Genomic DNA, 21,175 nt, shown 5'->3' with positions numbered 1-21,175 from the left:
GGCGGTGGGGCGGTCTCAGAAGGTGAGGTCGGTCGGCGGGATCTCGGGGGCGTCGTCGCCGAGCTTGAGCGGAGCCGGGGCATTCGGATCGGGCTCGTTGGCGGCGGCGTACTCCTCCTCGTCGACCTCGCGGACCGTCAGCAGACCCTCGTCGATCTCGCGCAGCGCGATCGACAGCGGCTTCTCCTGGTTGTCGACGTCGACCAGCGGGCCGACGAACTCGAGCAGACCCTCGGAGAGCTGCGAGTAGTAGGCGTTGATCTGGCGGGCGCGCTGCGAGGAGTACAGGACCAGGGCGTACTTGGAGTCGACGGTCTCGAGGAGACGATCGATCGGCGGGTTCGTGATGCCTTCGGGCTGAGCGACTGTTCCGGCCACGGATGTCCCTTCGTGAGTTTCGGCGTGCGACGGTCCAGGATACGCCCTGGACCCCGGTGCGGGCGAGGGGTCCGGCGCGCGGGCCGGGTGACCTCGCGCACCCCGGCGGTCAGTCGGGCTCGTGCACGCCCAGCAGGGCGGCGAGCTCCGCGGTGGCGCGGGAGACGTCGTCGTTGATGATCGTGACGTCGAACTCGCTCTCGGCGGCGAGTTCGTCCCTGGCGGTCTCCAGGCGACGCTCGCGCTCCTCGGCGCTCTCGGTGCCGCGGCCCACGAGCCGCTGGACGAGGCTGTCCCAGTCCGGTGGCGCCAGGAACACGAAGCGTGCCTCGGGCACGGTGCGGCGGATCTGCCGGGCACCGGCGAGGTCGATCTCCAGCAGCACGGGGTGCCCGGCCGCCACGGCGGCGTCGACCGGGCCTCGCGGGGTGCCGTAGCGGTGACGACCGTGGACGCGGGCCCACTCGAGCATCTGGCCGGCCTCGACCAGCCGCGTGAACTCGTCCTCGTCCACGAAGTGGTAGTGGACGCCGTCGATCTCACCGGGGCGCGGCGGGCGCGTGGTGGCCGAGACGGAAAGCCAGATCTGCGGGTACCGCTCGCGGATCGCCGCGGAGACCGTGCCCTTGCCCACGGCGGTGGGGCCGGCCAGGACAGTCACGGGGGCCGGCACCGAGCCGGTGCCGGCCCCGTCGGACTGCGTCACTCGGAGAAGTGCGCGACGAGCTTCTCCGCCTGATGGGAGCCGAGGCCGCGGATCTTGCGGGACGGGGAGATGCCGATCTCCTCCATGATCTGCTGCGCCTTGACCTTGCCCACGCCGGGAAGGGCCTCGAGCAGAGCGGCGACACGCAGGCGCCCGACGACCTCGTTGCTCTCGGACTCGGAGAGGACCTTCTTGATCTCCTCGCCGCGGCGGCCGGCGCTGTCCTTGAGCCGCGCCTTGATGGCCGCGCGCTCACGACGAGCCTCGGCGGCCTTCTTCAGGGCATCGGCCCGCTGCTCAGGGGTGAGGGGAGGGAGAGCCACTGTTCTTACCTCTTGTTCTCTTGCTGGTGACGGGCGGGATCCGGGAGGACCTCGCGTGTGGGAAGAGCGTAACCCCAAAATCGTGGCGGAGCGCACTTCTGACACGCACAATCCCAGGTCCGGTGCAGATCGGGCCCTCCGCGACACGATTCGGAACGGTCCCGGCGGCGGTCCCGAGGCCTCGCCGCACGGTCCTGGGCGACCCGGTACGACTCAGGCGAACTGGGCGCTCAGATCGTCCGCGCGCCGGCGGAGATCATCCCTCGCGGGCCCCGCCGCGAGCAGGCCGCGGGAGAGCGAGACCAGCACGTGACCTGCGTTTTCTCCGAACACCTCGGACATCTGTGCAGGTCCGGCGCCCTGAGCGCCGAACCCCGGAGCGAGCAGAGGCGCCGACGGGGCGAGGCGGTCCAGTCCCAGTCGCCGGTACGCGTCGGCGACGGTCGCGCCGACGACCAGGCCGGCACTGCCCCACTCCCCCGTCGTGCCGCCGCCGATCGCCTCGGCGTGTCGCGCGATGACCGCCGCGACCGGCGTGTCCGCCTCGGTGATCGCGTGCTGGACCTGCGGCCCGTCCGGATTCGAGGTCAGGGCGAGCAGGAACAGTCCCTTGCCGTGCTCGGCGGCCAGGTCCGCGGCGGGGTCCAGGGATCCCGTCCCGAGGTAGGGGCTCACCGTGATCGCATCGGCCTCCAGGGGAGCCCCGGGCAGCAGGTGCGCCTGGGCGTAGGCCGTCATGGTCGACCCGATGTCGCCCCGCTTGACGTCGAGGATGCTCAGCAGGCCCCTGCTGCGGGCGTCGGCCAGCAGATCCTCGAGCACCGCGACGCCGGCGGATCCGTGCCGCTCGAAGAAGGCGGACTGCGGCTTGACCGCCGCGACCCGGCCGTCGACGGCCTCCAGCACCGTCCTGGAGAACTCCGCCAGGCCGACAGGGGAATCCGGCAGGCCCCAGGCCTCGAGCAGGCCCGCATGGGGGTCGATGCCCGCGACGATCCGTCCGCGCTCGGCGACGGCCTGCTGGAGGCGCGCACCGAACGTCGGCGGAGAGGCCCTCATGCCAGCGCCCGCGCGGCGCGGCCGTCGAGCAGGTGCTGGGTGTGCGCCTGCAGGCTGCCGACCTCGAAGGGCTCGACCGGGCGGGCCTCGATGGCCTGCACCGCGGCCTGGAACTCCTGCAAGGTGGTGATCATCGGCACGTCCATGCTGGTCGCGGCCGCACGGATCGCGTAACCGTCCACCCGCGCGTTGGATCCCGAGGGGGTGTTCAGCACCAGGGCGACGTCGCCGGCCTCGATGAGCTCGATGACGCTGGCCTCGTTCCCGGCCTCCGAGGCCTTGCGCAGCACCGTGCAGGGGATCCCGGACCGGCGCAGGACGCGGCCGGTGCCGGCCGTGGTGAGGATGTCGAAGCCGAGCGCGGCCAGGCGCGCCACCGGCAGGGCCAGGGAGCGCTTGTCGCGGTCGGCGACCGAGACGAACACAGAGCCGGCCGTCGGCAGGCCCTGGCCCGAGATCGCCAGCTGCGCCTTGGCGAACGCGAGCGGGAAGGTCGCGTCCAGGCCCATCACCTCGCCCGTGGAGCGCATCTCGGGGCCGAGCACCGAGTCCACGGCGTGGCCCTCGCGGGTGCGGAAGCGCTTGAACGGCAGCACCGCCTCCTTGACCGCGATCGGGGCGTCGTCGGGCAGCTCGGTGCCGTCGCCCTGGGCGGGCAGCACTCCGCCGCGGCGCAGGTCCGCGATGGAGGTCCCGGCCATGACCAGGGCCGCGGCCTGGGCCAGTGGCACCCCGGTGGCCTTGGCGACGAAGGGCACGGTCCGGGAGGCGCGCGGGTTGGCCTCCAGGACGTACAGGATGCCCTGGGAGAGGGCGTACTGGACGTTGAGCAGCCCGCGCACGCCCACGCCCGCCGCGATCCCGCGGGTGGACTCGCGGATGCGCTCGAGCATCTCGTCGCCGAGGGTGATCGGCGGCAGGGTGCACGCGGAGTCGCCGGAGTGGATGCCGGCCTCCTCGATGTGCTCCATGATGCCGCCGACGTAGAGCTCCTCCCCGTCGTACAGGGCGTCGACGTCGATCTCGATGGCGGTGTCCAGGAAGCTGTCGATGAGGATCGGGGCCTCGGCGCGGCCGCCGTCGGGCAGGTTCCGGCTGACGTAGTCGACCAGGCCCTGCTGGTCGTAGACGATCTCCATGCCGCGCCCGCCGAGCACGTAGCTCGGGCGGACGAGGACGGGATACCCGATGGCCGCGGCGACCTCGCTGGCATCGCTGAGAGCCCAGGCCGTGCCGTACGGCGGGGCGGGCAGGCCGGCGTCGGAGAGGACGGCGCCGAAGTGGCCGCGGTCCTCGGCGAGGTCGATCGCCGAGGGGCTGGTGCCGATGATGGGCAGCCCGGCCTCCTCGAGACGGCGGGCCAGGGACAGCGGGGTCTGCCCGCCGAGCTGGACGATGACGCCGGCGACGGGGCCGGCGGCCTTCTCCGCCTCGTACACCTCGACGACGTCCTCGAAGGTGAGCGGCTCGAAGTAGAGACGGTCGGCGATGTCGTAGTCCGTCGAGACGGTCTCGGGATTGCAGTTGATCATCACCGTCTCGTACCCGCCGCCGGGCAGGTCCCGGTCCCCGAGGGCGATCGCGGCGTGCACGCAGGAGTAGTCGAACTCGATGCCCTGGCCGATGCGGTTGGGCCCGGAGCCGAGGATGAGCACGGCGGGCCGTTCGCGGGGTTCGACCTCCGTCTCCTGGTCGTAGCTCGAGTAGTGGTACGGGGTGCGCGAGGCGAACTCCGCGGCGCAGGTGTCGACCGTCTTGAACACGGGGTTGATCCCGAGGGCTTCGCGCACGCCCTTGACCACGTCTCCGTGCTGACCGCGCAGCCGGCCGATCTGGTCGTCGGAGAGCCCGTGGCGCTTGGCCAGGCGCAGCAGCTCGGCGTCCAGCACCGGGGAGCCGCGCAGCTCGGCCGCGATCTCGGCGACCAGCAGCATCTGGTCCAGGAACCACCGGTCGATGGAGGTGGCCTCGACCAGGGCATCCACGGTCTCGACCGGGTCCACCACCCCCTCGGCGGCGGCCCACAGGATCCGCGAGATCGCCACCAGGCGGGTGTCGGTCGGGGTGCGCGTGGTCTCGATCAGCTCGGCCACCTCAGAGATCGACGGCGGCTCTCCCGCGTAGCTCGGTGAGGCGCCCTTGACGTCGAGGGATCGCTGCGCCTTGCCCAGGGCCTCGGTGAAGTTGCGCCCCAGCGCCATGGCTTCACCGACGCTCTTCATGGTGGTGGTCAGCGTCGGGTCGGCGGCGGGGAACTTCTCGAACGCGAACCGCGGGACCTTGACGACCACGTAGTCCAGGGCGGGCTCGAAGCTCGCCGGGGTGGTGCCGGTGATGTCGTTGCGGATCTCGTCCAGGGTGTAGCCGATGGCCAGGCGCGCGGCGATCTTCGCGATCGGGAACCCGGTGGCCTTGGAGGCGAGGGCCGAGGAGCGCGAGACGCGCGGGTTCATCTCGATCACGACGATGCGGCCGGTCTCGGGATGGGTCGCGAACTGCACGTTGCAGCCGCCGGTGTCGACGCCGACCTCGCGGATGATGCCGATGCCGAGGTCGCGCAGCTTCTGCAGCTCCACGTCGGTGAGGGTCAGCGCGGGGGCCACGGTCACGGAGTCGCCCGTGTGCACGCCGACCGGGTCGACGTTCTCGATGGAGCAGACGACCACGCAGTTGTCGTGGTGGTCGCGCATGAGTTCGAGCTCGAACTCCTTCCAGCCCAGGATCGACTCCTCCAGGAGCACCTCGGTGGTCGGCGAGTAGTGCAGGCCGTCACCGGCCATGCGCCGCAGGTCCTGCTCGTCGTAGGCCATGCCGGAGCCGAGGCCGCCCATGGTGAAGCTGGGACGCACCACCATCGGGTACCCGAGCTCCTCGGCGGCGGCCACGCACTCGTCCATCGTGTGGCAGATCCGCGACCGCGCGGATTCGCCGCCGACCCGCTCGACGACCTCCTTGAACTGGCTGCGGTCCTCGGCCTTGTTGATCGCGTCCAGGCTCGCGCCGATCATCTCGACGCCGAACTCCTCGAGGACACCGTTCTGGGCGAGGGACATGGCGGCGTTCAGCGCGGTCTGCCCGCCGAGGGTGGGCAGGATCGCGTCGGGTCGCTCAGCGGCGATGATGGAGCGGATGATGTCCGGATCGATGGGCTCGACGTAGGTGGCGTCGGCGATGCCGGGGTCGGTCATGATCGTCGCCGGGTTGGAGTTGACGAGGATGACTCGCAGGCCCTCCTCGCGCAGCACCCGGCACGCCTGGGTGCCGGAGTAGTCGAACTCGGCGGCCTGCCCGATCACGATCGGCCCGGAGCCGATCACGAGGACGGAGGAGATGTCGGAGCGACGGGGCATCAGGACTCCTTGTGTGCGTTGTCGGCGGCCTCAGCGGACCGGACCGGCTGGACGGGGCGGCCGTCCCGGTGCTGGGCGACCACCTCGGCGAGGCGATCGAAGAGGTAGGAGGCGTCGTGCGGGCCGCCCGCCGCCTCGGGGTGGTACTGGACGGAGGAGACTGGACGGTCGAGGCAGCGCAGCCCCTCGACGACGTCGTCGTTGAGGCCGACGTGGGAGACCACGACGCGGCCGTAGCGGCCGCCTCCGTACGGGGCGACGTGCTCGCCCTCCAGGGGGACGTCCACGGCGAAGCCGTGGTTGTGGGCGGTGATCTCGACCTTGCCGGTCTCGCGATCCAGCACGGGCTGGTTGATGCCGCGGTGGCCGAACTTCAGCTTGTAGGTGTCGAAGCCCAGCGCCCGGCCCAGCAGCTGGTTGCCGAAGCAGATCCCGAAGAACGGGAGATCGGCGTCCAGGACGCCGCGCAGCAGCTCGACCTGGTCCTCGGCGGCGGCGGGGTCGCCCGGGCCGTTGGAGAAGAACACCGCGTCGGGCTCGAGCGCCAGCAGGTCCTCCAGGGTCGTGGTCGCCGGCAGCAGCGCCACCCTCATCCCGCGGGCGAGCATGCTGCGCGGAGAGGCACCCTTGATGCCGAGATCGACGGCGGCGACCGTGCCGATCGCCTCGCCCTCGGGCTCGAGGACGACGGGCTGGGCGATGGTCACCTCGTCGACGAAGCTGGAGCCGCTCATGGAGGGCTGTCGGCGGACCTGCTCGAGGAGCTCCTCCTCGCCGGCCTCCAGCGCGTCACCGGAGAAGATGCCTCCGCGCAGCGACCCGGTATCGCGCAGCAGGCGGGTGAGCATGCGGGTGTCGATGTCGCAGATGCCGACGATGTCGCTGCCGACGAGGAGCTCGTCCAGGGACTGCTCGGCGCGCCAGCTGGAGGACAGCCGGCTCGCGTCGCGCACGGCGTAGCCGCGCACCCACACCCGCCGCGACTCCATGTCCTCGGCGTTGGCGCCGGTGTTGCCGATGTGCGGAGCGGTCTGGACCACGATCTGGCCGGCGTAGGAGGGGTCGGAGAGGGTCTCCTGGTAGCCGGTCATGCCGGTGGCGAAGACGACCTCGCCCAGACGGGCGCCGCGCGCGCCGTAGGCGCTGCCGCGCAGGACGGTGCCGTCCTCGAGGATCAGCAGCGCGCGGTCGCGCCGTGCGGCGCGGGAGGGTGTGCCGGAGGGGGCGGTCGCGGGGGCGGGCGGGCCGGCCCTGTGGGGGGTGGGGGCAGTCATGAGTGCTCCTTCCGGGAGAGCAGGAGGTCGTGGTCGGCGCGGCGGGCGAGACGCAGACCGGTGTCGAGGAGCTGGTCGCCGAGGCGCCAGCGGAGGATGAGGATGCCGTCGCCGCCGATGAACTTGCCGGCCATGCCGGGGCCGGCGGTGACCTCGTCGACGGAGGCCGCGGGGATCGTCACGGCGGGCACGCCGCGGCGGGCGATGTGCCAGGTGCCGGTCTCGGAGACGCTCACCTGGGCGGCGGAGCGCTGGCCGAGGCCGTGGGCGACGACGCGCTCGAGGGGCTGCCGGGCGAGGACGGTGTCGACGTACACGGCCTCGAACGGGCCCAGCTCCACCTCTTCCCCGAGCTCGGCGAGCGGGGCTCCGGAGGGGACCGGCAGGTGCTGCTGGGAGCGGCCGCGGCGTCGCCACCCGCGCGCCATCCCCAGCAGGATCAGGGCGAACAGGGCGGCCAGGAGCAGGACCGGGACGAGCTGGTCCATCAGTGCTCCACCACGATGCCCTCACGCACCGTGGCGCGGCCGCCCAGCACGGTCAGCCGGTTCCGACCGGGCAGCTCGAGTCCGGCGAACGGGGAGTTGCGGCTGCGCGAGGCGTGCTCGGCCGGATCCGTGACGCGGACCGGACGGGGGTCCCACACCAGGACGTGAGCCGGAGCGCCGGCCTCGAGCGGGCGGCCCTGGTCGTCGTCGCGGCCGATCTCGGCGGGCTTCTCGGACAGCACGCGGGCCACGTCGCGCCAGCTGAGCCGGCCGGTCTCGACCATGGTGGACTGCACCAGCGACAGGGCCGTCTCCAGCCCGGTCATGCCCATCGCGGCCTGGTCCCACTCACGGTCCTTCGCATCGCGGGGATGCGGGGCGTGGTCGGTGGCGACGATGTCGATCGTGCCGTCGGCCAGGCCCTCGCGGACGGCCTCGACGTCCTCGGCGGTGCGCAGGGGCGGGTTGACCTTGAACACGGCGTCGAACTGGCGCACGTTCTCGTCGGTCAGCAGCAGGTGGTGCGGGGTCACCTCAGCGGTCACGGCGATGCCGCGCTGTTTGGCCCAGCGGACGATGTCCACGCTGCCGGCGGTGGAGAGGTGGCACACGTGCAGGCGCGAGCCGACGTGCTGGGCCAGCAGCACGTCGCGGGCGATGATCGACTCCTCGGCGACGGCGGGCCAGCCGGAGAGTCCCAGCTCGGCGGAGACCACGCCCTCATGCATCTGGGCGCCCTCGGTCAGCCGCGGATCCTGCGCATGCTGGGCGATCACCCCGTCGAAGCTCTTGACGTACTCCAGAGCGCGGCGCATCAGCACGGGATCGTGCACGCACTTGCCGTCGTCGCTGAACACGCGCACGGAGGCGGCCGAGTTCGCCATCGCGTCGAGCTCGGCCAGCCGCTGACCGGCCAGCGCCACGGTGACCGCGCCGACGGGGCGCACGGAGCACCAGCCGGCGTCCTCCCCGCGGCGCGCGATCTGCTCGACGACGCCGGCGGTATCGGCGACCGGCGTGGTGTTGGCCATCGCGTGCACGGCGGTGAACCCGCCGCGGGCGGCGGCACGGGTGCCGGTCTCGACGGTCTCGGCCTCCTCCCCGCCGGGTTCGCGCAGGTGGGTGTGGAGATCCACGAGGCCGGGCAGCACGATGCACCCGTCGGCCTCGATCACCTCGGCGCCCTCGGGGGCCGGGAGGTCGGTGCCGACGGCTTCGATGAGCCCGCCGGTGAGGAGGATGTCCTGGACGTCCTCCCCGTAGGGGCGGCCGCCCCGGATCAGCAGCGGGGCGGCCTCCGCGCCGGCGGAGCCGATCCCGGCGGTGGGTGCGGCGGTCTCAGTTCTCACGGGGCGCCTCCCGGGCGTCGGTGGCGAGCAGGTGGTAGAGAACGGCCATGCGCACGAACACGCCGGAGGCGACCTGTTCGACGATGACGCTGCGCGGGGAGTCGGCGACGTCCCCCGCGATCTCGAAGCCGCGGTTCATCGGGCCGGGATGCAGGACGATCGCGTGCTCCGGCAGCGCGGCGGCCCTCGCCGTGGTCAGTCCGTAGCGGCGGGAGTACTCCCCCTCGGTGGGGAAGAAGCCGCCGCCGACCATGCGTTCGCGCTGGACGCGCAGCATCATGACGGCGTCGGGTCCGGTGGCCAGGGCCTCGTCGAGGTCGTAGGCGACCTCGCAGGGCCAGGCCGAGCCGCCGACGGGCACCAGGGCGGGCGGGGCGACCAGCGTCACCCGCGCCCCCAGCAGCGTCAGCAGCAGCACGTTCGAGCGGGCCACGCGGGAGTGGAGGATGTCGCCGACGATGACGATGTGGCAGCCGTCCAGGCCCGCGGTGGGATCTCCGGGACGCAGGTGGCGGCGCAGGGTGAAGGCATCGAGCATCGCCTGGGTGGGGTGCTCGTGCGCACCGTCCCCTGCGTTGACGATGGGCTGATCGATCCAGCCGGCGTGGGCCAGCAGGTGGGCCGCGCCGGAGGATCCGGAGCGCACCACGACCGCGTCGGCCCCCATGGCCTGCAGAGTCAGCGCCGTGTCCTTGAGCGACTCGCCCTTGGAGAGGCTCGAGCCCTTGGCGGAGAAGTTGATGACGTCGGCCGAGAGCCGCTTCGCGGCCGCCTCGAAGCTGATCCGGGTGCGGGTGGAGTCCTCGAAGAAGAGGTTGACCACGGTGGTGCCCACCAGGGTGGGCAGCTTGCGGATCGAGCGGGACTGGGTCTCGGCCATGTGCGCGGCGGTGGCCAGCACGGCGGTCGCCTCGGCGCGGTCGAGGTCGGCGATGGAGATGAAGTGCCTCATGCCCGTCCCTCCCCCGCTGCCGGACGGACGATGTCGACCGCGTCCTCCCCGTCGGTCTCGGCGAGCTGGACGTGCACGCGCTCGCTGCGGGAGGTGGGGAGGTTCTTGCCGACGTGGTCGGCGCGGATGGGCAGCTGCCGGTGCCCGCGATCGACCAGGACCGCGAGGCGGACGGCGGACGGGCGGCCGATCGCGCCCAGCGCGTCCAAGGCGGCGCGCACGGTGCGGCCGGAATACAGCACGTCGTCGACCAGCACGACGGTGCGGCCGTCGATCCCGGCACGCGGGATCCTCGTGGGGCTGGGAGCGCGGGTCGGGTTGTGGCGCAGATCGTCGCGGTACATCGTGATGTCGAGGCTGCCGGCGAGGTCGTCGACCGGGCGCTGGTCACCCTCGGCCCGGGTGATCTGCTGCGCGAGTCGCTCGGCCAGCGGGACCCCGCGATGCGGGATGCCCAGGAGCACGAGGTCGTCGGCCCCGTGGCCGCTCTCGAGGATCTCGTGGGCGATGCGCGTCAGGGCCCGGCGGATCTCCTCCGCCCCGAGGACCCGGGAGCGCTCTGCCTCGCGGAGGTCCGCGGGGCTCGTGTCGTCGTCATGCATGGGTGTTCTCCCTTCCACGCCTCACGGGACGTGTCGTTAAAGGGTGTGGTGCTCGTGCGAGCTGTGCCGAGTCTAAGCGGGATCGGCCGGGCGCCGCGCGCGGGACCGCCCCTCGGACGCCGCGCCCGAGTCGCCGGGCCAATCCGTCCGGGAGCCTCGAGCGGTGCGCTGTCCGTCCCTGTCGGAGGCCTGTGCCTGTCGGGGGTCGGCGGCCCCGTCAGCTGACCAGTCCGCGGATGTCGACCAGGCGCTGCAGCAGCCCGTTGACGAACCGCGGGGAGTCGTCGGTCGAGAGCACCTCGGCGATCTTGGTGTACTCGCCGATGATCGCGCCGCGACCCGCCTCCTCCTCGCCGTAGAGCACCTCGGCGGCTCCGAGGCGGAGCACGGCCCGGTCCACGGCCGGCATGCGGTGCAGGGGCCAGTCACGCGAATGCGTCGCGAGGTCCTCGTCGATGTCGACGGCGTAGGGCGCGTACAGCTCCACCAGATCCCGCGCGCGCTGCGGGAGCGGGGTCTGCGCGGCGGTCACCCGCAGCCGTTCCTCGAGCACATCGAGCACGTCCAGCTGCCGGGCGTCGGCCTCGAACAGCACGTCCAGGGCACGGACCCGGTCGCGGGAGCGGCCGTGGAGGCGGTCGGTGCGGGCGGGGATGGTGCGCTCGAAGCTGAACTCCTCCCCCTCCCGCGCGGGGAGAGGGAGGCCGGGGTCCCGAGAAGCTCCGGGCTCCTCAGAGGTGGAACCTGGGGTCACTTGACGCGCTCGAGGTATTCGCCGCTGCGGGTGTCGACCTTGACCTTGTCGCCCTGGTTCAGGAACAGCGGCACCTGGATCTCGCGGCCGGTCTCCAGCGTCGCGGGCTTGGTGCCGCCGCTGGAGCGGTCGCCCTGCAGGCCGGGCTCGGTGAACTGGATCTCCATGACCACCGACGGGGGCAGCTCCACGAACAGCGCGTTGCCCTCGTGGAAGGCCACCACGACGTCCTGGCCCTCCATCATGAAGTCCTTGGCGTCACCGACGATCTCCGGCGTGAGGCTGGTCTGCTCCCAGTTCGAGGTGTCCATGAAGACGTACATCTCGCCGTCGATGTAGGAGAACTGCATGTCGCGTCGGTCCACGGTCGCCGTCTCGACCTTCACGCCGGCGTTGAAGGTCTTGTCGACTCCCTTGCCGGACATGACGTTCTTCAGCTTGGTGCGCACGAAGGCCGGGCCCTTGCCGGGCTTGACGTGCTGGAACTCGACAACGCTCCACAGCTGCTTGTCCAGAACGAGGACCATCCCGTTCTTGAGGTCGTTCGTCGTCGCCATGAGTCTCCTCGGTAGTCGTCGGGGCCCGTCAAGGATAGCGCGCAGGCAGGCACCCGCCGGGCGAGACGGGCACGCTCAGCGGGCCGACGTGAGGTCGATCATGCTCAGCAGGCGTATCGCCAGCGGGTGCGCGGCGTGCTCCTCCCGCCAGCCGCTGGTCTTCACCGCCCGCGAGACGGTCTGCTGGGTGACCCCGAGGCGCTGGGCCAGCTGGGCCTGCGTCGCACCGGGATGCTCCCTCAGGGCGCGCACAGCTTCCCACTGGCCGCGGTTGCGGGTACGGATCATCCACCCGATCAGGCGCAGCACGGCCTCGGCGTCCTCGGCGGTCTCGCGGTGGCGCGCATCGGCGGCCCGTACGACGACGGGGACGCTCGAGGTGGTGCGGGCGGATCGCACCGCGCCGGCAGCGGCATCGACCGCTGGGCCCGCGACCGCGCGGACCGATTCGGGCAGGGGCTTCTCGATCGCTCCGACCCCGAGACCGATCGCCCAGTCCCCGTCCTCGCGGGCACGCAGCAGTGCCTCCAGAGCGGCGTCGGCCCGAGCAGCGAGGGCGAGCACGTCGGGGCCAGCGGTGCGTTCGGCGGGCAGCGCGAGGGGGATGGGCGAGAGCGATTCGAGCAGTGCGGGGACCGGGTCGGTGCTCGAACGGGCGCGCAGCGCCTCACCGGAGAACGACAGGACGAACATGGGCTTCCACCACCTGATCCGGGGTCTCCGTCGCGTCCGCGATACCGGACGGTGACTACGCCGATTACGACTGTTCCAGAGAGTACAGCGCTTCGACGCAGACTCCCCGAGATCAGCCGGAACACGCCGAGAGGACGGGACTGTGCCGGGTCGGTCCCGGGCATCGGGACAGGAAATCTCCACGTGGCCGATCTGCCACCGGCACTGGCACGAACAGCACCGGCATTGGCACTGGCACTGGCACTGGCACGAACATGTAGCTCAGCGGCCCGCGCCCCTCTCCTGGAGGGGTCCAGTGCCGCTCAGCTACACGTTTTTGCCACCTGGCGCACGGGCCACTTTGCCACGGGGCGCACGGGCGCACGGGGGCGCTGGCTACGGGTGCCGGCCCGGTCCTGAGCTGTCCGGCCGAGAGGATCAGGCCAGCTCGACGAGCTCCTGGTACGAGGCGTTCCAGAGGTCCTCGACGGCGTCGGGCATCATCAGCACCCGCTCGGGCGACAGCGCGGAGACAGCGCCGGGATCATGGGAGATCAGCACGACGGACCCTTCGAACGCCGCGAGTGCGCCCAGGATCTCCGCACGGCTGGCGGGATCGAGGTTGTTCGTCGGCTCATCCAGCAGCAGCACGTTCGCGCTGGAGACCACCAGAGTGGCCAGCGCCAGACGGGTCTTCTCGCCGCCGGAGAGCACGTGCGTGGGCTTGTGCACGTCGTCCCCCGTGAACAGGAACGACCCCAGGATCTTGCGCGCCTCGACCTCGGGGAGCTCGTAGGCCGCGGTCATCATGTTCTCGAGCACCGTGCGGTCCAGGTCGAGCGTCTCGTGCTCCTGCGCGTAGTAGCCCACGCGCAGCCCGTGGCCGGGGAGGATCTCGCCGGTGTCCGGCTCGTCGACGCCCGCCAGGATCCGCATCAGCGTGGTCTTGCCGGCACCGTTCAGGCCCAGGATCACCACGCGGGAGCCGCGGTCGATGGCGAGGTCCACGCCGGCGAAGATCTCGAGGCTGCCGTAGGACTTCGAGAGGTCGCGCGCCATCAGCGGGGTCTTGCCGCACGGGGCGGGCTTGGGGAAGCGCAGGGAGGCGACGCGATCGGTCTGCCGCTCCTCCTCGACGCCGTCGAGCATGCGCTCGGCGCGCTTGAGCATGTTCTGGGCCGCCACGGCCTTGGTGGCCTTCGCGCGCATCTTGTCGGCCTGTGCCGTGAGCTGCGTGGCCTTCTTCTGGGCGTTCTGCCGTTCGCGCTTGCGGCGCTTCTCGTCGTCCTCGCGCTGACGCTGGTACAGCTTCCAGCCCATGTTGTAGATGTCGATGACGGCGCGGTTGGCGTCGAGGTAGAAGACCTTGTTGACGACCTCTTCGACCAGATCCACGTCGTGGCTGATCACGATCAGCGCGCCGGAGTAGCCCATGAGGTACTCGCGCAGCCACGCGATCGAGTCCGCGTCGAGGTGGTTGGTGGGCTCGTCGAGGATCATCGTCTGCGCCTGGGAGAACAGGATGCGGGCGAGCTCGACGCGGCGGCGCTGGCCGCCGGAGAGGGTGCCCAGCTCCTGCTCGAGCAGGCGGTTGGGCAGACCCAGGTTCGCCGACATGCGCTTGGCCTCGGCCTCGGCCGCGTATCCGCCGCGGGACTCGAGCTCGCTCATCAGTCGCGGATACCGGTCCATGGCCTTCTCGCGCTTGGCCTCGCTGAGGCTCATGTCCCCCATCTCCTCCTCGGCGCGGCGCAGCTTCGAGAAGACGTCGTCGAGGCCACGGGCGGAGAGGATCCGGGAGATGACCGACTCGTGCTCGTCGCCGGTGTGCGTGTCCTGCGGGAGGTAGCCGAGCTCGCCGGAGACGTCGACGGAGCCCTCACTGGGGGCGAGCGTCCCGGAGAGCACCTTGGTCAGCGTGGTCTTGCCGGCCCCGTTGCGGCCGACGAGGCCCACCCGGTCCCCGGGCGTGATCTGGAACGAGACCCCGCTCATGAGCACACGGGCACCGACGCGGATGGCGAGGTCGTGCACGGTGATCACGGGATGATGCTCCTGTTTCGCGGGGTCGGGCGCGCGCCCGGGGCTGCTCGTCTGGCCCGCCGGATCGGTCGCGACCGGTGCGGGGCCGGATCGAGTCTAGGTGCGGGGTGCGCTGGTAGTCGCTGAATATCGCCCCACGGTGCCGCGAACCACAGTCCCGGGCCCGCGGCGGCCCCGTCCGTCACGAGACCGTCTCGCTCCGCCATCCCGGCCCCATCGCCCGAGCATGGGTGCCATCCTGGGCGCGAACGGCCGCGGGAAGCGGCCTCGGAACCACGCAGGAAGGCTCGTCATGCGCATCGGGGTGCCGCGGGAGATCAAGAACAACGAGAACCGGGTGGGCCTGACCGCCGCCGGGGTCCATGAGCTCGCCGTGCGCGGCCACGAGGTGGTCGTCGAGGCCGCGGCGGGCCTGGGAGCGCGCATCACCGATGAGGACTACCGGGCCGCGGGCGCCCGCGTGCTCGGTACGGCCGACGAGGTCTGGGAGCAGGCCGAGATGATCGTGAAGGTCAAGGAGCCGCTGCCGGAGGAGTACGGGCGACTGCGACGAGGCCAGGTGCTGATGACCTACCTCCACCTCGCCGCGGACCAGGGTCTCACCGAAGCCCTGCTGACCTCCGGGACCACGGCGATCGGGTACGAGACCGTGCAGCTGCCGGACCGGTCCCTGCCGCTGCTGGCACCGATGAGCATGATCGCCGGCCGCCTCGCCTCTCAGGTCGCGGCGTATCACCTGATGACGCCGCTGGGCGGCTCCGGCATGCTGATGGGCGGCGTGCCGGGCACCGATGAGGCCGACGTGGTGATCATCGGCGGCGGCGTGGTCGGTGAGCAGGCGGCGATGATGGCGCACGGGCTGCACGCGGACGTCACCGTGATGGATCTGAACGTCTCCCGGCTGGGCCAGATCGCCACCGTCCATCACGGCGGCATCCTCACCCGGTACTCCACCACGCTGGACCTGGCCGCGAAGCTCCGCGAGGCCGACGTGGTGATCGGGTCGGTGCTGATCCCGGGCAAGCGAGCCCCGAAGCTCGTGACCGACGAGATGGTCGCGACCATGAAACCGGGCTCGGTGCTCGTCGACGTCGCGATCGATCAGGGCGGGTGCTTCGAGAACTCCCGTCCCACCACGCACGATGATCCGACCTTCACCGTCCACGACACGGTCTTCTACTGCGTGGCGAACATGCCCGGCTCGGTCCCGGTCACGGCGACGGCGGCGCTGACCAATGCGACTCTCCCCTACGTCCTGAAGGTCGCCGGCAGCGGCTGGCGCGAGGCGATGCGGGCCGACGGCGCTCTGGCCCTGGGCCTGCATACCCACGAGGGAGCTCTCACGCATGCCGGCACCGGTGAGGCGCACGGCCTCGAGGTCACGCCGGCCGGCGATCTCATCGGCTGACGCTCGTCCGGCGACAGCCGGTGATCGATCCGGGTCTCTCCGGGCTCACTGTGGTCCGTCGTGCACAGGAAGAACCCCCTGATCTGCCGTTGGGCAGATCAGGGGGTCCCGTGCGTCAGGTCAGAGGTTGAAGCCGATCGCGCGCAGCTGCTCGCGGCCGTCCTCGGTGATCTTCTCCATGCCCCACGGCGGCATCCACACCCAGTTGATGCGGTGCGTCTCCGTGATGGGGTCGAGCACGGCGAACGTCTGCTCCTCGAGCATGTCCGTCAGGGGGCACGCGGCGGAGGTCAGGGTCATATCGATGACGGCGTGGCCGTCCTCGACGGTGACGCCGTAGACGAGGCCGAGATCGACGACGTTGATCCCGAGCTCGGGGTCGATCACGTCCTTCATCGCCTCGGTGACGTCATCGGCGGTGACGGTGGCCGACGGGGTCTTCTGGTCGGTCATGGCATCCTCCCGGTCAGGCGCGGGCCGCGGTCACGGCCCGCTGGTGGGGTGGTGCCGGGCCGGCCGCGGGATGGATCCCGGGCCGGACCGGATGGTGGCGTCAGTTGGCGCCGACGAGGAAGCGGTCGTAGCCCTCGTTCTCGAGGCGCTCGGCGAGCTCCGGGCCGCCCTGCTCCGCGATCTTGCCGCCGACGAAGACGTGGACGAAGTCCGGCTTCACGTACTGCAGGATACGGGTGTAGTGCGTGATCAGCATGATGCCGACGTCGGTGTTCTCCTTGGCCCGGTTGACGCCCTCGGAGACGATGCGCAGCGCGTCGACGTCGAGGCCGGAATCGGTCTCGTCGAGGATCGCGATGCCGGGCTTGAGCAGCTGCATCTGCAGGATCTCGTGGCGCTTCTTCTCGCCACCGGAGAAGCCCTCGTTGACGTTGCGCTCGGCGAAGACGGGGTCCATGCGCAGATCATCCATGGAGCCCTTGACGTCCTTGACCCAGGTGCGCAGCGAGGGGGCCTCGCCGTCGATCGCGGTCTTGGCGGTGCGCAGGAAGTTCGACACGGTCACGCCGGGGACCTCGACCGGGTACTGCATGGCCAGGAAGAGGCCGGCGCGGGCGCGCTCGTCGACGCTCATCTCCAGCACGTCCTCACCGTCGAGCGTCAGCTCGCCCTCGGTGATCTCGTACTTGGGGTGGCCGGCGACCGCGTAGGCGAGGGTCGACTTGCCGGAGCCGTTGGGCCCCATGATGGCGTGGGTCTCGCCCGACTTGATGGTCAGGTCGACGCCCTTGAGGATCTCCTTGGTGCCCTCGGGGGTCTCGACGGTGGCGTGGAGGTTCTTGATCTCCAGAATCGACATAGGTGGTTCTCCTTGGCCAGGGGTGCTGGTGGATTCGTGAGGTGGGGCGGGCTCCGGCCGGCGGCGCCCGATGATGATCAGAGGGTGGAGGCTCCGGTCGGGTCGACGAGGATCTCGCCGCTGGACTCGTCCACCCGGACGGGGAAGACCCGCACGGGCAGGACGGCGGGCAGCTGCAGGGGCCGGCCCGTGACCAGGTCGAACTGGCTGCCGTGCTTCCAGCATTCGATGGTGCAGCCCTCGACGTCGCCGTCCGACAAGGCGATCTCGTCGTGCGAGCAGACGTCCTCGAGGGCGTGGACGCCGCCGTCCTCGTCGCGCACCAGGGCGATCTCGATGTCGTCGGCGACGACGTCGATCGCCTCGCCGGGGGCGAGACGGTCCAGGGTGGCGACGGGGACGAAGGCGTCGCTCATCAGTTCATGCTCCGTGCGAGCTCGGACTCGATGGACTCGAAGAGGTGCTCACGGATCTCGGGCACGTCGATGCGCTGGATGAGCTCGGCGAAGAAGCCGCGCACGACCAGACGCCGCGCCTCCTTCTCCGGGATCCCCCGCGCGCGCAGGTAGAACAGCTGCTCGTCGTCGAAGCGACCGGTGGCAGCCGCGTGACCGGCACCCTCGATCTCCCCGGTCTCGATCTCCAGGTTCGGCACCGAATCGGCGCGGGCACCCTCGGTCAGAACCAGGTTGCGGTTCAGCTCGTAGGTGTTGGTGCCCTCGGCCTCCTTGCGGATCAGTACGTCGCCGACCCAGACGGACCGTGCCTTGCTGCCCTGCAGCGCACCCTTGTAGGCCACGTTCGAGGTGCAGTTCGGCGCCGCGTGATCGACGAAGAGCCGGTGCTCGAGGAACTGGCCGGAGTCGGAGAAGTACAGGCCCAGGTTCTCGATCTCGCCGCCCGGGGCGGCGAACTCGCCGATGGCGTTGACCCGCACGGCGCTGCCGCCGAGGGAGACCACGATGTGCTTGATCTTCGCGTCACGCCCCACACGAGCGTGGTGGGTCGCCACGTGCAGCGCGTCGTCGTCCCAGTCCTGCAGCGCGATGACCGTCATCTGCGAGTTGTCGCCGACGACCATCTCCACGTTCTGCGCGTACTGGGCCGAGCCGGTGTGGTTCAGCACGAAGGTCGCCGAGGAGGACTCCTGGGTCTCCAGCACGATGTGTGCGTTGCCGCGACGGTCCGCGCCCTGACCGTTGATCCCGACCCGGAACGGCTCGGAGAGCTCGGTGTTCTTCGGTGCCACCAGGTGCAGGGCCTGCTCGGTGCGGGCCGAGGCGATGGCAGCGGTGAGGTCCTCGGGCACCAGTGCGGTGCCGCGGGGCGCCTGGCCGGGGGCGAGCACCGAGGTCTCCGGGGCGCCCTCGGGCACGTCGATGCTGTAGTCCAGGGCGGGATCGCCCTCACGGTCGTCGGTGGGGACGTCCTCGAACAGCGGGGCGAAGCGGCGCAGCGGGGTGAAGCGCCACTCCTCGACCTTGCTGGTGGGCACGGCGTGGTCGCCGAGCTCGAAGGAGCGCTTGCGCGCGCCGCGGTTCAGCGCGGCACGCTCGGGATTCTTCTCGCCGGGAAGGGCCAGGCCCTCCTCCTCCAGCTCGGGGGCGGCCGCCGGCCGCGCACCGTCCAGGGCCGACTGAGCAGCGACGGGAGCCGCACCGGCGGCGTTCCCGACGTTCTCGTTGGCCGCGGGATCCCCAGCGCTCTCGGCACCGGTGAGGTCGTACGTATCTGAGGCAGTCATCAACCGACTGCTCCTTCCATCTGCAGCTCGATCAGGCGGTTCAGTTCGAGGGCGTACTCCATGGGGAGCTCGCGCGCGATGGGTTCGATGAACCCGCGCACGATCATCGCCATCGCCTCGGTCTCCTCCAGGCCTCGGCTCATGAGGTAGAACAGCTGCTCCTCGGAGACCTTGGAGACGGTCGCCTCGTGGCCCATCTGGACGTCGTCGACGCGGACGTCCACGTAGGGGTAGGTGTCGGTGCGGGAGATCTGGTCCACCAGCAGCGCGTCGCACAGCACGGTGGAGGCCGCGTGCTCGGCGCCGGGCATCACCTGGACCAGGCCGCGGTAGGACGTGCGGCCACCTCCGCGCGAGACCGACTTGGAGACGATCGAGCTGGAGGTGTGCGGGGCCATGTGGACCATCTTGGAGCCGGTGTCCTGCTGCTGGTTCTCGCCGGCGAAGGCGATCGACAGCGTCTCGCCGCGGGCGTGCTCGCCCATCAGCCAGACCGCCGGGTACTTCATGGTGACCTTGGAGCCGATGTTGCCGTCGACCCACTCCATGGTGCCGCCCTGCTCGACCGTGGTGCGCTTGGTGACCAGGTTGTACACGTTGTTCGACCAGTTCTGGATCGTCGTGTAGCGGACACGGGCGTCCTTCTTGACGACGATCTCCACGACGGCCGAGTGCAGGGAGTCCGACTTGTAGATCGGCGCGGTGCAGCCCTCGACGTAGTGCACGTAGGAGCCCTCGTCGGCGATGATCAGCGTGCGCTCGAACTGGCCCATGTTCTCGGTGTTGATCCGGAAGTAGGCCTGCAGCGGGATCTCCACGTGCACGCCCTTGGGGACGTAGACGAAGGAGCCGCCCGACCACACCGCGGTGTTCAGCGCGGAGAACTTGTTGTCACCGGCGGGGATGACGGAGCCGAAGTACTCCTGGAACAGCTCCGGGTGCTCGCGCAGCCCGGTGTCGGTGTCCATGAAGATGACGCCCTGCTCCTCCAGGTCCTCGCGGATCTGGTGGTAGACGACCTCGGACTCGTACTGCGCGGCGACACCGGCGACCAGGCGCTGCTTCTCGGCCTCGGGGATGCCGAGCCGGTCGTAGGTCTCCTTAATGTCCGCGGGCAGGTCGTCCCAGTCGGTGACCTGGGCCTCCGTGGACCGCACGAAGTACTTGATGTCCTCGAAGGCGATGCCCGACAGATCCGGGCCCCACGTGGGCATGGGCTTCTTGTCGAACAGCTTGAGCGCCTTCAGGCGGCGCTCGAGCATCCATTCGGGCTCGTCCTTCTTGGCGGAGATGTCACGGACGACCTCTTCGCTCAGGCCGCGGCGCGCGCTGGCACCGGCCGTGTCCTCGTCGTGCCAGCCAAAGGCGTACTGGCCGACGGACTCGATGATCTCGTCCTGTGTCAGCTTCTCTGGTGCGCTCGTCATGGTGTCCTTCCCTCGGTGAGCGGAATGTGTGTCGTGCAAGCGTGCGCGCCCTGCGCCAGGGTGGCCAGGCGCTGGACGGGTGCTCCGATAATGCGGGAGATGACTTCAGTCTCGGCCTCGCACAGCTCGGGGTGATCTGCGGCGACGTCGAGGACGGGGCAGTGCCCATGGCACAGCTGCGCTGTCACGAGCGTACGCGGGCTGCCGCCCGGTCGTGTGTTCGTGGCAGGCATCGGGACGTGCAGCGGACGCACCGTGGTGGCGTACCCGCGGGCGGTGAGCATCTCGGCCAGCAGTTCCACCCGCCGAGCCAGGGTGACGGTCTCCCCGGCGGCCTCGCACTCGGCGACCCGCTGCGACAGCGCCGCCTCCCAATCCGCGATACGGCGCCCGGCGAGCCGTGACACCGCCTCGTCCCCGCCGAGGCGCGCGAGCTCCTCGAAGGCCATCACCGCGAGGTCGTCGTACCCGCCGGGCAGGGACTCGTGGGCGGACTTCGAGAGCACGAAGGCCTTGCTGGGGCGTCCACGGCCGCGATGGCCGATGGGTACGTCATGCTCGGCGATGGTCCCGTCGGCCTCCAGCGCCGCGAGATGGCGACGCACCGCAGCACTGGTGAGACCGAACCGCTCCGCCAGCTGGCGGGCAGTGATCGGGCCGTGCGCCGAGATGGCGTCGACCAGGCGATCTCGCGTGGTGAGAGTGCTGCCGGGATCCGGCTGTTCCGCTGTCATCGGCGCCTCACCTTCTCCCTGCTCTGGCCTGCTCACCTGACGG

Annotated in this window: 21 protein-coding genes; 1 reads left to right on the top strand and 20 read right to left on the bottom strand. The window is 70.8% G+C overall.

What is annotated here, in order from left to right:
* Positions 1–15: 15 nt before the first annotated feature.
* The 14 genes from rpoZ to ACFQS2_RS11705 form a co-directional block, all read right to left on the bottom strand.
* Positions 16–378 carry a DNA-directed RNA polymerase subunit omega gene (gene rpoZ / locus ACFQS2_RS11770; RefSeq protein ID WP_377017244.1) on the bottom strand — a complete coding sequence of 121 codons (363 nt, stop codon included), beginning with the start codon at positions 376–378 and terminating at the stop codon, positions 16–18.
* Positions 379–487: 109 nt separating this feature from the next.
* Positions 488–1,084: a guanylate kinase gene (gene gmk / locus ACFQS2_RS11765; protein WP_377017246.1), complete on the bottom strand. Its 597-nt coding sequence runs from the start codon at positions 1,082–1,084 to the stop codon at positions 488–490.
* Positions 1,081–1,407 (bottom strand): integration host factor, actinobacterial type, encoded by a 327-nt coding sequence (mihF, locus tag ACFQS2_RS11760; RefSeq protein WP_377017248.1) that lies wholly within the window; start codon positions 1,405–1,407, stop codon positions 1,081–1,083. The genes gmk and mihF overlap by 4 nt, the downstream gene beginning before the upstream one ends.
* A gap of 213 nt (positions 1,408–1,620) precedes the next feature.
* Positions 1,621–2,466 (bottom strand): orotidine-5'-phosphate decarboxylase, encoded by an 846-nt coding sequence (pyrF, locus tag ACFQS2_RS11755; RefSeq protein ID WP_377017250.1) that lies wholly within the window; start codon positions 2,464–2,466, stop codon positions 1,621–1,623.
* The gene (gene carB / locus ACFQS2_RS11750; protein ID WP_377017252.1) at positions 2,463–5,816 is read right to left on the bottom strand and encodes a carbamoyl-phosphate synthase large subunit; all 3,354 of its coding nucleotides are present in this window, start codon (positions 5,814–5,816) and stop codon (positions 2,463–2,465) included. The genes pyrF and carB overlap by 4 nt, the downstream gene beginning before the upstream one ends.
* Positions 5,816–7,090 carry a glutamine-hydrolyzing carbamoyl-phosphate synthase small subunit gene (carA, locus tag ACFQS2_RS11745; RefSeq protein ID WP_377793876.1) on the bottom strand — a complete coding sequence of 425 codons (1,275 nt, stop codon included), beginning with the start codon at positions 7,088–7,090 and terminating at the stop codon, positions 5,816–5,818. The genes carB and carA overlap by 1 nt, the downstream gene beginning before the upstream one ends.
* On the bottom strand, positions 7,087–7,578 hold the full coding sequence (locus tag ACFQS2_RS11740; RefSeq protein WP_377019502.1) for a hypothetical protein: 492 nt from the start codon (positions 7,576–7,578) through the stop codon (positions 7,087–7,089). The genes carA and ACFQS2_RS11740 overlap by 4 nt, the downstream gene beginning before the upstream one ends.
* A complete protein-coding gene (locus ACFQS2_RS11735) occupies positions 7,578–8,894 on the bottom strand; it encodes a dihydroorotase (RefSeq protein WP_377019503.1) in 1,317 nt (438 codons plus the stop codon). The genes ACFQS2_RS11740 and ACFQS2_RS11735 overlap by 1 nt, the downstream gene beginning before the upstream one ends.
* 22 nt (positions 8,895–8,916) lie before the next feature.
* The gene (locus tag ACFQS2_RS11730) at positions 8,917–9,879 is read right to left on the bottom strand and encodes an aspartate carbamoyltransferase catalytic subunit (RefSeq protein WP_377019500.1); all 963 of its coding nucleotides are present in this window, start codon (positions 9,877–9,879) and stop codon (positions 8,917–8,919) included.
* Positions 9,876–10,481, bottom strand: a complete 606-nt coding sequence (gene pyrR, locus ACFQS2_RS11725) for a bifunctional pyr operon transcriptional regulator/uracil phosphoribosyltransferase PyrR (protein ID WP_377019499.1) — start codon at positions 10,479–10,481, stop codon at positions 9,876–9,878. The genes ACFQS2_RS11730 and pyrR overlap by 4 nt, the downstream gene beginning before the upstream one ends.
* Positions 10,482–10,698: 217 nt before the next feature.
* Complete coding sequence (locus ACFQS2_RS11720; RefSeq protein ID WP_377019497.1) at positions 10,699–11,235, bottom strand: transcription antitermination protein NusB; 537 nt, start codon at positions 11,233–11,235, stop codon at positions 10,699–10,701.
* The gene (gene efp, locus ACFQS2_RS11715; protein ID WP_377019496.1) at positions 11,232–11,792 is read right to left on the bottom strand and encodes an elongation factor P; all 561 of its coding nucleotides are present in this window, start codon (positions 11,790–11,792) and stop codon (positions 11,232–11,234) included. Before efp ends, ACFQS2_RS11720 begins: the two co-directional genes overlap by 4 nt.
* Before the next feature lie 75 nt (positions 11,793–11,867).
* Entirely contained in the window at positions 11,868–12,485 is a 618-nt protein-coding gene (locus ACFQS2_RS11710; protein WP_377019495.1) for a MarR family transcriptional regulator, read from the bottom strand.
* Positions 12,486–12,902: 417 nt separating this feature from the next.
* Complete coding sequence (locus ACFQS2_RS11705; RefSeq protein WP_377020018.1) at positions 12,903–14,507, bottom strand: ABC-F family ATP-binding cassette domain-containing protein; 1,605 nt, start codon at positions 14,505–14,507, stop codon at positions 12,903–12,905.
* A gap of 292 nt (positions 14,508–14,799) precedes the next feature.
* Between ACFQS2_RS11705 and ald the strand changes: the two genes are divergently transcribed.
* Positions 14,800–15,915: an alanine dehydrogenase gene (ald, locus tag ACFQS2_RS11700; RefSeq protein ID WP_377020019.1), complete on the top strand. Its 1,116-nt coding sequence runs from the start codon at positions 14,800–14,802 to the stop codon at positions 15,913–15,915.
* 120 nt (positions 15,916–16,035) lie between these two features.
* Here ald and ACFQS2_RS11695 read toward each other — a convergent pair whose 3' ends face one another.
* The 6 genes from ACFQS2_RS11695 to ACFQS2_RS11670 form a co-directional block, all read right to left on the bottom strand.
* The gene (locus ACFQS2_RS11695) at positions 16,036–16,368 is read right to left on the bottom strand and encodes a metal-sulfur cluster assembly factor (RefSeq protein WP_377020020.1); all 333 of its coding nucleotides are present in this window, start codon (positions 16,366–16,368) and stop codon (positions 16,036–16,038) included.
* 100 nt (positions 16,369–16,468) lie between these two features.
* The gene (gene sufC, locus ACFQS2_RS11690; protein ID WP_377020021.1) at positions 16,469–17,227 is read right to left on the bottom strand and encodes a Fe-S cluster assembly ATPase SufC; all 759 of its coding nucleotides are present in this window, start codon (positions 17,225–17,227) and stop codon (positions 16,469–16,471) included.
* A gap of 77 nt (positions 17,228–17,304) precedes the next feature.
* The gene (locus ACFQS2_RS11685) at positions 17,305–17,643 is read right to left on the bottom strand and encodes a non-heme iron oxygenase ferredoxin subunit (RefSeq protein ID WP_377020022.1); all 339 of its coding nucleotides are present in this window, start codon (positions 17,641–17,643) and stop codon (positions 17,305–17,307) included.
* Positions 17,643–18,971, bottom strand: coding sequence for a Fe-S cluster assembly protein SufD (gene sufD, locus ACFQS2_RS11680; protein ID WP_377020023.1), 1,329 nt, complete (start codon positions 18,969–18,971; stop codon positions 17,643–17,645). Before sufD ends, ACFQS2_RS11685 begins: the two co-directional genes overlap by 1 nt.
* A complete protein-coding gene (sufB, locus tag ACFQS2_RS11675) occupies positions 18,971–20,398 on the bottom strand; it encodes a Fe-S cluster assembly protein SufB (RefSeq protein ID WP_377020024.1) in 1,428 nt (475 codons plus the stop codon). The genes sufD and sufB overlap by 1 nt, the downstream gene beginning before the upstream one ends.
* Positions 20,395–21,132, bottom strand: coding sequence for a helix-turn-helix transcriptional regulator (locus ACFQS2_RS11670; RefSeq protein ID WP_377020025.1), 738 nt, complete (start codon positions 21,130–21,132; stop codon positions 20,395–20,397). Before ACFQS2_RS11670 ends, sufB begins: the two co-directional genes overlap by 4 nt.
* Positions 21,133–21,175 lie beyond the last annotated feature (43 nt).

The organism is Brachybacterium sp. GCM10030267 (genome assembly GCF_042666875.1).
Taxonomy (GTDB): Bacteria; Actinomycetota; Actinomycetes; order Actinomycetales; family Dermabacteraceae; genus Brachybacterium.
The sequence above is the reverse complement of the archived record's forward strand: the minus strand, read 5'-3'. Positions and strand labels throughout refer to the sequence as shown.

What these genes read in the sequence shown, in the direction of transcription:
- pyrF (WP_377017250.1), bottom strand. Translation starts at nt 2,466, where the DNA reads ATGAGGGCCTCTCCGCCGACGTTCGGTGCGCGCCTCCAGCAGGCCGTC.
- carB (WP_377017252.1), bottom strand. Translation starts at nt 5,816, where the DNA reads ATGCCCCGTCGCTCCGACATCTCCTCCGTCCTCGTGATCGGCTCCGGG.
- carA (WP_377793876.1), bottom strand. Translation starts at nt 7,090, where the DNA reads ATGACTGCCCCCACCCCCCACAGGGCCGGCCCGCCCGCCCCCGCGACC.
- ACFQS2_RS11740 (WP_377019502.1), bottom strand. Translation starts at nt 7,578, where the DNA reads ATGGACCAGCTCGTCCCGGTCCTGCTCCTGGCCGCCCTGTTCGCCCTG.
- ACFQS2_RS11730 (WP_377019500.1), bottom strand. Translation starts at nt 9,879, where the DNA reads ATGAGGCACTTCATCTCCATCGCCGACCTCGACCGCGCCGAGGCGACC.
- pyrR (WP_377019499.1), bottom strand. Translation starts at nt 10,481, where the DNA reads ATGCATGACGACGACACGAGCCCCGCGGACCTCCGCGAGGCAGAGCGC.
- efp (WP_377019496.1), bottom strand. Translation starts at nt 11,792, where the DNA reads ATGGCGACGACGAACGACCTCAAGAACGGGATGGTCCTCGTTCTGGAC.
- ACFQS2_RS11710 (WP_377019495.1), bottom strand. Translation starts at nt 12,485, where the DNA reads ATGTTCGTCCTGTCGTTCTCCGGTGAGGCGCTGCGCGCCCGTTCGAGC.
- ald (WP_377020019.1), top strand. Translation starts at nt 14,800, where the DNA reads ATGCGCATCGGGGTGCCGCGGGAGATCAAGAACAACGAGAACCGGGTG.
- ACFQS2_RS11695 (WP_377020020.1), bottom strand. Translation starts at nt 16,368, where the DNA reads ATGACCGACCAGAAGACCCCGTCGGCCACCGTCACCGCCGATGACGTC.
- sufC (WP_377020021.1), bottom strand. Translation starts at nt 17,227, where the DNA reads ATGTCGATTCTGGAGATCAAGAACCTCCACGCCACCGTCGAGACCCCC.
- ACFQS2_RS11685 (WP_377020022.1), bottom strand. Translation starts at nt 17,643, where the DNA reads ATGAGCGACGCCTTCGTCCCCGTCGCCACCCTGGACCGTCTCGCCCCC.
- sufD (WP_377020023.1), bottom strand. Translation starts at nt 18,971, where the DNA reads ATGACTGCCTCAGATACGTACGACCTCACCGGTGCCGAGAGCGCTGGG.
- sufB (WP_377020024.1), bottom strand. Translation starts at nt 20,398, where the DNA reads ATGACGAGCGCACCAGAGAAGCTGACACAGGACGAGATCATCGAGTCC.
- ACFQS2_RS11670 (WP_377020025.1), bottom strand. Translation starts at nt 21,132, where the DNA reads ATGACAGCGGAACAGCCGGATCCCGGCAGCACTCTCACCACGCGAGAT.